Origin of the sequence: Burkholderia sp. BCC0397, from assembly GCF_902832865.1 — a bacterium.
Lineage (GTDB): Bacteria > Pseudomonadota > Gammaproteobacteria > Burkholderiales > Burkholderiaceae > Burkholderia.
The window spans coordinates 123,931-134,606 of sequence record NZ_CADFDL010000019.1; the positions used below are offsets into that span (position 1 = coordinate 123,931).

The window sequence follows — 10,676 nt, forward strand, 5'->3', positions numbered from 1 at the left end:
ACTCAGCCGAACTACCGGCAAGGGTTCTGCTGCGCTCATTGCGCCTCACCCCCGCCCGCGCAACGCCGCCTCGATCTTGCGATCGGTCTTGTACTGGCTCAGCGCATACACCGACCAGATCGCGGCCGGCAGCCAGCCGATGATCGTGAGTTGCAAGAGCAAGCAGATGATTCCCGCGATCGGGCGGCCGATCGTGAAGAACTGGAACCACGGGAGCAGCAGGGCAAGCAGAAGGCGCATGAACGATCCTGTCGGTACGTCGTTGAACGGGTGATACCCGGCCAATATGGCGGGTTGCGCGCGCCGTTTCAAGCCCGGGCACGACGCGCGCCGGGCGATGCCCCCTGCCGATACCCCGCTCTACGCCGAATCGGCCAGCCACTGCGCGACCCGCGCGACGAGCCGGTCCGCTTCGTCGAAGCACTCGACGCCCGCGACCTGCGGCGCGCCGCAAATCGTGAACACCGGCTTGCCCCACTGCAACCCGAGCGCGATTTCGGACAGCGTGCCGAGCCCGCCGCCGACCGCGATCAGGCACACCGACGCGCGCGCGACCAGCGCATTGCGCGTGATGCCGAGCCCGGTCGGCAGCGCCACGCTCAGGTACGGATTCGCCAGCGTGGCATCGTCTTCGGGCAACAGCCCGATCGCGCAGCCGCCGGCCGCATGCGCACCGCGCGCGGCGGCCTCCATCACGCCCTGCTTGCCGCCGCCGAGGAGCGCGATACCGGTGGCCGCCACCGCGTGCGCGATCCGTTCCGCGACCCGCATCTGTTCATCCGTCGCGTCGCGCGGGCCGATCACGCCGACCGGCATCCGGTGCCGGTGCGCGCCGCGTTGCCGTTGCGCCAGTCGCGCGAGCGCGTCGCGTGCCGGTTCCGGCCACGCACTGTCAATGACGCCGTTGCCGAACAAGGCCTTCTCCCAGTGCGAGCACGCAGGTACAGATGGCCGTCAGCACGATCGACAGCACGGCCGCCTGCGAGAAATCGGTTTGCCCGTCCGACAGCTTCAAATACATCAGCAGCGGCAGGATGTTGATCTGCGTGCCGGCCAGCGCGAGCGCCGTGCCGTACGTGCCGAGCGCGATCGCGGTCACGAGGCACCATGCGGACGCGACCGACGGCCACAGCTCGCGCCACGCAACGTCGAGCCACGCGCGCCACGGCCGCGCGCCGAGCGTCAGCGCCGCCTCGAGCGGCCGCCGGTCGAGATTCGCGAGCGTGGGGTAGATCATCAGCGCGACGCGCGGAACCAGGTAATACGCATAGGCGACCGCGAGCCCCGGCATCGTGTAGATCGCGCCGCCGACCACGGTCGGATCGGCGCCCAGCGCGGCCAGCAGCGTGGTCACGAAACCCGCGCGACCGAACGCGAGGATGAAGCCATACGCGATCACCAGCCCGGAAAACGCCAGCGGCACGCCGAGCAGCGCGAGCGACCAGTGGCGACGGGCCGGCGACTGTCCGGCGAGCGCGAACGCGACCGGCACGCCGACGGCGACCGACAGCGTGCCCGCGCCAACCGCCAGCGCCAACGAGCGCGCAATGGCATCGGCGACGAGCGGATCGCGCCACACCGCCGCGAACGCGCGGCCACCGTCCGCGCATGCGGCATCGACCAACGCGGCCAGCGGCAGCACGAAGCACACCGCGAGCAATGCCACCGCGGGAAGCGCGCCGAAGCGGCGCAGCACGCCGCGCTCCGGTAAGGAAGCCTGCATGCCGCGCCCCTTACTTGCCGAGCGTGGCCTGCGACCAGAGCTGGTCGACTTCGGCCTTGCGCGCCGCCGCCTTCGCGACATCGAGCGGGCGCACCTGCGGCGCGTTCGGCAGCTTCGCCTCGACTTCCGGCGCGACCGGCGTACCCGGCACCGCCGGGCGCACATAGCCTTGCGCGAACAGCGCCTGCCCGACGTCGCTCATCACGAGGTTGAGCCAGAGCTGCGCGGCGGACGGGTTGGGGCCGTTCTTCACGAGACTCATCGCATAGGGCGCCGACACACTGCCGTCCTGCGGAATCACGACGTCGGCCGCATCGCCCATGCCGTCCGCGTACTTCGCCTTGAGGCCGTCGTTCTCGTAGCCGATCAGGATCGGGATCTCGCCCTTCACGAACTTCGCGTACGGCGTCGTGCCCTCGACGCGCAGCACGTTGCCGGCATTCTTCAGCTTGCCGAAGAAGTCGGCGCCCGGCTTCGGATTCTCGACGCTGCCGCCGTTCGCATACGCGGCCGCGAACACCGCGACCTGGCCCTGCCCGGTCGAGCGCGGGTCGAGATAGACCACCGCGTTACGGTACTCGGGCTTCAGCAGGTCGGACCAGCGCTGCGGCACGTTCTTGACGAGCTTCCGGTTGACGAGGAACGCGATGTTCAGCGAATGCACGGCGAACCAGCGGGCGTCGGTCGCGCGGAACACGCCCGGCAGCTTGTCGAAGTTGATCGGCTTGAACGGCGCGACGACGTCCTTGCCCGCCGCGTCGAGCGCCGATGCCGCGAAGTAGTACGCGGTATCGGCCTGCGGACGGCGGCGCGACTTGTCGAGCGCGACGACGGTCGCGGCCGAGCCGATGTCGTTGTACGTGATCTCGACCTTCGGGTAGCGCTTGCGGAATTCGGCGAACAGCGCCTTCCAGTTCGCCCATTCGGGGCCCGTGTCGAACGACACGACGAGCCCTTCGTCGGCCGCCTTCGCGTACAGCGCGTCTTCGCCCGGATACAGCGGCGCGGCCTGGGCCGCCGCGCAGGAAAGCGCCGCGAGCGCGCACAGCGCCAGCACGCGGGCGCGCATGGCCTTCACAAGAGGGGAGCCTGCAAGCATCGTGAATCTCCGTTGAACGAAATAAATCATGGCGCGTCCGGCGACGCCGGCAGCACGAGCAGATGGCGCGGCTCGATCGCGATGCTGCGCGCCGCGGGCTCGCGCCCTTCGCACAGCAGCACGTCGGCCGAGCCGTCCGGAATGAAGTCGTAGCGCTGCGTTGCGCCGAAATAGCGCACGTCCCCGCGGCGGCCTTCGATGCGGTTGGCGCTGTGTTCCGGCGGATCGGCTTGCACGTGTTCGGGTCGCACCAGCACCTCGACCTCCGCGCCCGGCCGATGCGCGCCTGTTTCCGCGCGCAGCGTCGCGAAACGCGCGTCGATTTCACCGTGCGCGATCACGCGCCCGCGCAGCAGCGTCGAATGCCCGACGAAGCGCGCGACCTGGGCGGTCGCGGGACGCTCGTACAGGTCGCGCGGCGTGCCGGTCTGGAGCACGCGCCCGCCGTCGACGATCGCGACGCGGTCGGCCATGCTCAACGCTTCGTCCTGGTCGTGCGTGACGAACAGCGTCGTCGCGCCGCATGCGCGCTGCAGCGCCCGGATCTCGTCGCGCAACTGATGGCGGATGCCGGCATCGAGCGCCGCCAGCGGCTCGTCGAGCAGCAGCAGCTTCGGTTCGATCACGAGCGCCCGCGCAAGCGCGACGCGTTGCTGCTGTCCGCCGGACAGCATCGCGACGCCGCGCGTCGCATGCGCCGACAACCCGACCCGTTCGAGCATGTCCAGCGCGCGCCGGCGCCGGGCGTCGGCCGCGACGCCGCGCATCCGCAGCCCGTACGCGACGTTGTCGACGACCGACAGGTTCGGGAACAGCGCGTAGTGCTGGAACACCATCCCGACTTCGCGCCGCCACACGGGCACGCCGGCCACGTCGTCGCCGCCGATCGCGATGCGGCCGCGCCAGCCGTCGAGCAGCCCGGCCGCGAGCCTCAGCAGCGTGGATTTGCCCGACCCGCTGCGCCCCATCACCGCGAGCAGTTCGCCCTGCGCGGCGGACAGCGTGACGTCGTCGACGCCATGGCGGGCGCCCGGATACTGGAAGCTGACGTGTTCGAATTCGACGCTCATGGATGACTCACTTCAGACGTTGCACGGTGCCGACGGACACGAGCGTCGCGAGCACGGCGAGTACGAGCAGCACGACGGTGGCGGCGCACGCCATCCCCGTCGCGCCGTAGAACGCCTGCAGCAACACGATCGGATAGTTCCGGTAGCGAAAGCCGGCGATCAGGTTCGAGATCTGGAATTCGCCGATCGACAGCGCGGCCACCATCACGAGGCCGGAAAACAGGCTGTGGCGCAGGTTCGGCAGCACGATCGTGACGAACTGGCGCAGCGGCGTCGCACCGAGCGTCGCCGCACAGGCCTCGAGCCGCGCGAGGCCGAGGTGGCGCAGGTCGCCGAGCAGCGTCTGCAGCAGATACGGCAGCGTCAGCACCGCGTGCGCCGCGATCATCAGCGGCAGCGTGCCGAGCCACGGCAACGTGTCGCCGCTGAAGATCGCGATGTAGCCGAAGCCGAGCGTCAGCGCCGGCACCGCGACCGGCATCAGCATCACGACGCGCGTCGCGAAGCCGCCGCCGGCCTGCGCGCGATGATGCAGCGCATACGCGAGCGGCAGGCCGATCACGGCGTTGAGCGCACAGCACGCGAGCGCGACGAGGAAGCTCACGCCGAACGCGCGCGTGAAGCTCCGGTTCGCGGCCAGGTCGGCGAACCAGTGCCCGGTGACACCGGTGGGCAGCAACGTGTTCGTCCACGTTTCGCCCACCGCACCGATCAGCAGCAAGGCGATCGGCAACAGCAGGTAGAGGCCGAACACCGCGAGCAGCGCCTGCAGCAGCAGGCGCCCGACGGTCGGCCGGGCCGGTTTGTTACGACGAATCGGAATACCGTCGGCCATGGCCGGGGCGGTTGACGAAGGCATGAAGACACTCGCTGACGATCGGAAAAAACCTCGTGCGACGCCCGCCGGACGGGGCCCGCATGCGTTGTCGAAGCCGGCGCAGTATGCGGTTTCGACATGGCATCGTCATGAAAAAAACGTAAAAAGCGCGCATCGACCTGTGCAAGGACGGAATAGCCCGCCATGAAGCACCTGTATCCGAACGTGGCGGAGCTGCATGCATTCGCCACGTCCGCGAAATACCTGAACTTCTCCTACGCGGCCCGCGAACTGGGCCTGACGCCGAGCGCGGTCAGCCGGCAGATCGCGAACCTCGAAGCGCTGTTCGGCGTGAAGCTGTTCGTGCGCGAGGGGCGCGGCCTCGCGCTCACCCGTGCCGGCCAGGTGTATCACGCGCGCGTCGTCGGGCCGCTGCGCGAAATCGGCAACGCGTCGATCGAACTGCTGAGCGCCCGTGAGAACAGCGACCTGCTGACGATCGCGAGCGTGCCGACGTTCACGACCAAGTGGCTGTTGCCGCGGCTCACGCGCTTTCTCGCGGCCGCGCCGGGCGTCACGCTGAGCTTTCGCCGTCATCTCGCGCCCGGCGACGTGTTTCCGTTCGGGCTCGACGCGGCGATCCGCTATGGCGACGGGGGATGGGAAGGCGTGCGAAGCGACTATCTCGGCGGGCGGACCTTCGTGCCGGCCTGCTCGCGCGAATTCGCCGACCGGCATGCATTGCACGTGCCCGCCGACGTGGCGGCGGCACCTCGCCTCGTGCACGAGCAGGCGGAGATCGCGTGGTCCGCCTGGGCGGAGCGTCATCGCGCGACGCAGATGAACGCGCTGGCCGGGCCGCGCTTCGAGCAGTATTCGGTGCTGATCCAGGCGGCCCAGGCCGGGCTCGGGATCGCCCTCGTGCCGCGCTTCCTGATTCTCGACAATCTCGCGGCGGGCACGCTGGTCGAACCGTTCGACGCACCGGTCGACGTGGACGCGCAGGGACACTACCTGTGCTACGCGCCGGAGCGCCTCGACACGAGCGATGCGTTGAGGCGGTTCAGGGAGTGGATGCTGGACGAAGCCGGGCGCACATAAGAGACGGTTTCAAAAAAGAACGCAGCGAGCCGTCACGCTCGATCGCGTAATGTCGCCCAACTGGTTGCGCGTGAACCGGTGATCCTGCCCGACGGTTGGGCGCGTCATAGCTGTACTTCGCCAGGCTCGCCGTGCCGTTTTCCAGCAACTGCGACGGTCGACCGAAGCCGTCGTACTGCGTCGATACGTGGAAGCCATCGGGCCACGCAACGTCGATCACATTGCTTGCCGCGTCATACCGATAGCGCAATGTCTTGCCGCCGGCACTCGTCTGCGTAAGTTGACCCAGACCATCGTAGCTGTTGATGATCGTATGGCTGCCATCACCGAACTGCGACGCCGTCTTCAAGCCGCGCAAATCGTAGTTGTACTGCACGTTGCCCACACCGCCTGGGAACGTACGCGAAACCAGACGATTCAACGCGTCGAAGCTCTGCACCACCACTTGGCCATTACACTTGCGAAGCGCGATCAGGTTCCCGCTCGCGTCCCACGCGTACTGCTCGTAATTGTTCGCATCCCCCAAGCCAGGCGACCCATCCAGCGGATAGTGCGTGCGGAACAGGCGGTCGTGTCCGTCAGGACGGTGGGAACTTCGTCATCCATCCGGGCTGGCCGAACTTGAAACGCGTCGTAGCCGATCTGATCATCAATCCCGTCGTCTGCGCAACAGACGATCTTCTGCACACTCACGACATCTCGGAGGCAGTCGTTCGCGTAGAGCACGTCAAGCTTCACCTCGCGTAGTTCCCTCCCTCAGTCAAGAGTTCTCCGTGCTTGGTACCCTCAACAACGATGCCCGCACATGACGGGCATCGGAACAACCCGCACCGCTAAATTATCCAACCTCTATACAGTTCACATATGAGGAAATGTTCACCACTCTTTGAGAAGAAAAACGTACCTCATCAAGCGACAAAACCTTGCCAATCCCGACAAATCCGGATCGGATAGCAATGAAATTTCAGAAATTGGATTGTTCGGCATCGCCACCAATTCATACACACGCGAAGCCGACAGATCAGTCCGAGCAATATCCGCCCAATCAAAAACAAACAAACCTCGCTCAGCCAAATCAATAAAATCATCAGGCCGCTTGACAGATACCAGAAGTTTAGCGCCCGAAACTATTGGAAGCTCACAAAGCCGACCCTCAATATTGTCGATATCAATATATTCATAATCAATCACCACTTCTGGAATTGGTCCACACCCCGCAGTAATGAATGCTCCTATATTTCCTTCACGATCAGATGCCAACCAAACACAGTCAACCCCTTCCGGATATGATCGCACGCTCATTTTCAATTCCTCATTGATCACTCTTAAATCGGGTATTGGGCGGAAACGATTGAAACAACGCCCGCGTAATAGCGGGCGTTGAATGACAAAGCGAGACATGCAGGACTATTAAAACTCACCGCGGAACAACGATAGCTCTCAAATCGTAATCTGATTTGTCACCAACAACCAAACATCGAAATTTGCTATTCCCAGGCAAAGCTCCAGTATGCAAAAAATCCAAAACATCAACCAACGGCTCACCTTCATGCGAGGTAGTAACAACGTTCAACAAATAATCATCACCATCTTCGATCACCTCATCCACAGCATCATGAAGAGCCTCCGCCCACGAGCCCCACGTCATAAAGAACTGACATCCAATTGCAATTGCATCCTTTACCACGGAATCAATCAACCCCTTACTCACTGGTTGATCAGCGATCATGAGGCAAACTGTAGGCATGAATTTGCATCCCTCTCTGTCAAGAGACTCCGAAAACGACATATACAGATAATCACGATACGCAATCACCAATTACCTCCCGGGGCCATTCCTGATTTTATCAATATTACCCTTAAATGCTTCGATTTCCCTTTCAAGATGAAGAATTCGCCGCTCCCACTGCTTCTCAATCACTTCTCTCGACAATCCCTCCATGCCTGGCCGCACAGTGGGATTCTCCTTAAATTCCGATATCTTCCGCTGATGCTCCGAAATCAGCTTCTCATAAGAATTGATGGATTTTTGCTCTTGTTGCGACAGCAACTTGGGGGAGGGCTCTACACTCTTCCCCGCAGCCAAAGCACTATAAATAGTTTTCGCTATTCGCACCGTAGGGATAAGAGCCTCTGGATACAGTGGCGTTATTGCATCATTTCTCGCACTTACTTGCGCGACCTGATAGCTCGGCCCATGCGAGAAGCCTGCACTGCTGAAAGCAAAAGCGGCTGAGCTACCCAGCGTCGAATTATTAAACGCTTTGGCCGAAGCCGCCGCAAGCCCGCTTGGATCCGTCAGGTTCGCCGGATTGTTCCCCACATACGCATACCAGTTCAGGTCATCCTTATACCCAATCGGATCCGTCTGCAAGAACCGCCCCAGCGTTGGCGAGTACATCCGCGCCTTGTAGTAATACAAACCCAGCGGCGCAAGATACTGCTGCCCTGTATACCCGAACCGCGACGCCAGCGTCCCGTCCGTCTCCCCGAACGGCCCATACGCCTGGCTACTCGTCGTCGCCCCGCTGCTGTTCGCCAGCGCAACCACACTCCCCTGCTGGTTCGCATACATCCAGCTCTTCGAGGCCGTACCTGCGCCTTCGTACTGCACCAGCGGCTCATCGGTCCCCGGACCGAACACGTAACGACGAACCAACGCGCCGGCTTTATCGTATTCCGCAGCAAGCGCCTGCCCGTCGTACAACAGCGTCGTCTCAGCGCCATCGATCGTCGTCCGAATCAGCCGGCCTTCCGGGTCATAGCCCAGCACGGCGTTCGTGCCCCGCCGCGTCGCCGTCCGCATCCGGTTGTCCAGATCGTACGAATACGTCCAGATCCCGTCGCTCGTCAGGTTGCCGTTCAGGTCATACGTCACCGCCCGCCCGGCCGCCGTACGGTATTGATTCAACCCGTTGGCCGTATACGTCAGGCTCCCCGTCGCCGGCTTCCAACCGTATCGGTTGTTCGTCACGCTCGAGCGCGTGATGTCGCCCAACTGGTTGCGCGTGAACCGCGCGATCCAGTCCTCGGCGCTGCTCGTGAACCGGTGATCCTGGGCCGACAACCACCCTTGATTGTCGTACGCAAACTCCGTACGCGTCCCGTTACCCAGCTCCACCGTCGCGCGACGGTTGAGCGCGTCATAGCTGTATTTCGCCAGGCTCGCCGTGCCGTTTTCCAACAACTGCGACGGTCGACCGAAGCCGTCGTACTGCGTCGATACGTGGAAGCCATCCGGCCACGCAACATCGATCACGTTGCCCGCCGCGTCATACCGATAGCGCAGCGTCCTGCCGCCGGTACTCGTCTGCGTCAGTTGACCCAGGCCGTCGTAGCTGTTGATGATCGTATGGCTGCCGTCACCGAACTGCGACGCCGTCTTCAAGCCGCGCAAATCGTAGTTGTACTGCACGTTGCCCACACCGCCTGGGAACGTACACGAAACCAGGCGATTCAACGCATCGAAGCTCTGCGTCACCACCTGGCCGTTGCGCTGCGGAGTGCGAGGTACTACTCGCACCCCACGCGTACTGACAATTCGCTTCTATTCACCGCCGAACATCAAGACGCATCAGCCGTCGACGTTGGCGATAAAACTATATAGCGCCCACATTAACCGAGCACGACGCCTATATCATCCGATCACTTCATGATCACACAGCGTCAAATCCAAAGCTCTTTACCCTCATCTTGGAATTTATCTATAAGCGCATCATGCCCGCGCAACCGACGCAGCTCCCATTCATCTTTTGTGAGCGGCACCACGAGATAAAAAAGCGTCTCCCTTCCATCGAGAATATAACGGTCAGGTACGTTAGCGCAGTCAAACGAGGTGACCGTTCTCAACAAGATAACGGCGTAGGGTACATCTGCCCCATTCAACCTTTTGTCAGGTGTAATCACAACCTCACCGAGACCAAGTTGCATGGAGGACTCTCGCTCGTAGTCCTCTAAATTTGCCAAGATCCGCGCGGCTTCATTTAGCCTCGTTCGTGTCAAAGCAATAAAGACACTGCGAGTATAGCTCGGCAATGTGAAGACCAACCGCATTGCCGGGCCTGATGACTCAATACGTGAATGAGCTACACGATACTTTCCGGAAAACTCACCTGACAAAGAGAACTCGAGCGTATCAACGTCATTACCAATTGGCAATCTACCAAAGAGATAACTCAAAACTGCGGCTTGGTACTGTTCTAGCGTCATCACTTCGTTCCAATAAGTTACTCTGGATAAAACCCATTGGGCGCCACCCATTTTCCAGGCCCCTGGGTCCGACTGAGCTCACGAGCGCCCTTGGAGCTATTGCAAGACGTGCACGCGCCAGTGATGTTACCGCGGGAATTTGCTTGCTCGATAGCCTCCGATCGACTGATCTTCCCAGCATTGACATCATCAGCGTACGATTTCAGGGATTTCACATGATCTCCAGCGGTCGCCACGCCCTTGTCGCAATATGTACATTTTCCACCGCTTGCGGCCAGTGCGTCAGCTCGCGACGCATTAAAATCTGCCCGACCAGCCGATCGCAACTCTGCAGCAGTTACACCCTGCCCCCGCCCTCCGATCGCTCCGGTCGGACCTCCTACACCACCACCCCCCACCAGCGGCAAGGCATGACGTGATCGTATAAGAGACATCACGTCGGAGGCAGCAACCTGAACTCCAGGCCCACTGCCGCGCCCCGCGCTACTGAACTCAAATCCCGCCGAACTGCCCAACGTCGAGTTATTAAACGCTTTGGCCGAAGCCGCCGCAAGCCCGCTCGGATCCGTCAGGTTCGCCGGATTGTTCCCCACATACGCATACCAGTTCAGGTCATCCTTATACCCAATCGGATCCGTCTGCAAGAACCGCCCCAGC

At 62.7% G+C, this 10,676-nt stretch carries 12 protein-coding genes; 1 reads left to right on the forward strand and 11 read right to left on the reverse strand.

The window, feature by feature from the left end; all coding sequences use genetic code 11:
• Positions 1 to 45: 45 nt before the first annotated feature.
• From HWX03_RS34470 to HWX03_RS34495, 6 genes are all read right to left on the reverse strand, one after another.
• Positions 46 to 240 (reverse strand): YqaE/Pmp3 family membrane protein, encoded by a 195-nt coding sequence (locus HWX03_RS34470; RefSeq protein WP_034206306.1) that lies wholly within the window; start codon positions 238 to 240, stop codon positions 46 to 48.
• 120 nt (positions 241 to 360) lie between these two features.
• Positions 361 to 816 carry a TIGR00725 family protein gene (locus HWX03_RS34475; protein WP_244107378.1) on the reverse strand — a complete coding sequence of 152 codons (456 nt, stop codon included), beginning with the start codon at positions 814 to 816 and terminating at the stop codon, positions 361 to 363.
• 76 nt (positions 817 to 892) lie between these two features.
• Positions 893 to 1,723, reverse strand: a complete 831-nt coding sequence (locus HWX03_RS34480; RefSeq protein ID WP_175874363.1) for an ABC transporter permease subunit — start codon at positions 1,721 to 1,723, stop codon at positions 893 to 895.
• 10 nt (positions 1,724 to 1,733) lie between these two features.
• On the reverse strand, positions 1,734 to 2,822 hold the full coding sequence (locus HWX03_RS34485; protein ID WP_175823602.1) for an extracellular solute-binding protein: 1,089 nt from the start codon (positions 2,820 to 2,822) through the stop codon (positions 1,734 to 1,736).
• 26 nt (positions 2,823 to 2,848) lie between these two features.
• Complete coding sequence (locus HWX03_RS34490; protein WP_175874364.1) at positions 2,849 to 3,892, reverse strand: ABC transporter ATP-binding protein; 1,044 nt, start codon at positions 3,890 to 3,892, stop codon at positions 2,849 to 2,851.
• Positions 3,893 to 3,899: 7 nt separating this feature from the next.
• Complete coding sequence (locus tag HWX03_RS34495) at positions 3,900 to 4,751, reverse strand: ABC transporter permease subunit (RefSeq protein WP_175874365.1); 852 nt, start codon at positions 4,749 to 4,751, stop codon at positions 3,900 to 3,902.
• A gap of 162 nt (positions 4,752 to 4,913) precedes the next feature.
• On the opposite strand from HWX03_RS34495, the gene HWX03_RS34500 reads away from it, so the two are divergent.
• Complete coding sequence (locus HWX03_RS34500) at positions 4,914 to 5,810, forward strand: LysR substrate-binding domain-containing protein (protein WP_175874366.1); 897 nt, start codon at positions 4,914 to 4,916, stop codon at positions 5,808 to 5,810.
• Here the strand turns inward: HWX03_RS34500 and HWX03_RS34505 are convergent.
• The 5 genes from HWX03_RS34505 to HWX03_RS34525 form a co-directional block, all read right to left on the reverse strand.
• Entirely contained in the window at positions 5,773 to 6,336 is a 564-nt protein-coding gene (locus HWX03_RS34505; RefSeq protein ID WP_175874367.1) for an RHS repeat protein, read from the reverse strand. The two genes, HWX03_RS34500 and HWX03_RS34505, sit on opposite strands and share 38 nt — an antisense overlap.
• Before the next feature lie 350 nt (positions 6,337 to 6,686).
• Positions 6,687 to 7,211, reverse strand: a complete 525-nt coding sequence (locus HWX03_RS34510; protein WP_175874368.1) for a hypothetical protein — start codon at positions 7,209 to 7,211, stop codon at positions 6,687 to 6,689.
• A 16-nt stretch (positions 7,212 to 7,227) separates the two neighbouring features.
• Complete coding sequence (locus HWX03_RS34515; protein ID WP_175874369.1) at positions 7,228 to 7,539, reverse strand: hypothetical protein; 312 nt, start codon at positions 7,537 to 7,539, stop codon at positions 7,228 to 7,230.
• A 90-nt stretch (positions 7,540 to 7,629) separates the two neighbouring features.
• Entirely contained in the window at positions 7,630 to 9,291 is a 1,662-nt protein-coding gene (locus tag HWX03_RS34520) for an RHS repeat-associated core domain-containing protein (RefSeq protein WP_175874370.1), read from the reverse strand.
• A 185-nt stretch (positions 9,292 to 9,476) separates the two neighbouring features.
• Positions 9,477 to 10,019 (reverse strand): suppressor of fused domain protein, encoded by a 543-nt coding sequence (locus tag HWX03_RS34525; RefSeq protein WP_175874371.1) that lies wholly within the window; start codon positions 10,017 to 10,019, stop codon positions 9,477 to 9,479.
• Positions 10,020 to 10,676 lie beyond the last annotated feature (657 nt).

Coding starts and splice junctions, on each gene's coding strand:
- HWX03_RS34500 (WP_175874366.1), top strand. CDS start 4,914: ATGAAGCACCTGTATCCGAACGTGGCGGAGCTGCATGCATTCGCCACG.
- HWX03_RS34485 (WP_175823602.1), bottom strand. CDS start 2,822: ATGCTTGCAGGCTCCCCTCTTGTGAAGGCCATGCGCGCCCGCGTGCTG.
- HWX03_RS34525 (WP_175874371.1), bottom strand. CDS start 10,019: ATGACGCTAGAACAGTACCAAGCCGCAGTTTTGAGTTATCTCTTTGGT.
- HWX03_RS34480 (WP_175874363.1), bottom strand. CDS start 1,723: ATGCAGGCTTCCTTACCGGAGCGCGGCGTGCTGCGCCGCTTCGGCGCG.
- HWX03_RS34490 (WP_175874364.1), bottom strand. CDS start 3,892: ATGAGCGTCGAATTCGAACACGTCAGCTTCCAGTATCCGGGCGCCCGC.
- HWX03_RS34495 (WP_175874365.1), bottom strand. CDS start 4,751: ATGCCTTCGTCAACCGCCCCGGCCATGGCCGACGGTATTCCGATTCGT.
- HWX03_RS34510 (WP_175874368.1), bottom strand. CDS start 7,211: ATGTCTCGCTTTGTCATTCAACGCCCGCTATTACGCGGGCGTTGTTTC.
- HWX03_RS34515 (WP_175874369.1), bottom strand. CDS start 7,539: ATGATCGCTGATCAACCAGTGAGTAAGGGGTTGATTGATTCCGTGGTA.
- HWX03_RS34470 (WP_034206306.1), bottom strand. CDS start 240: ATGCGCCTTCTGCTTGCCCTGCTGCTCCCGTGGTTCCAGTTCTTCACG.
- HWX03_RS34475 (WP_244107378.1), bottom strand. CDS start 816: ATGCCGGTCGGCGTGATCGGCCCGCGCGACGCGACGGATGAACAGATG.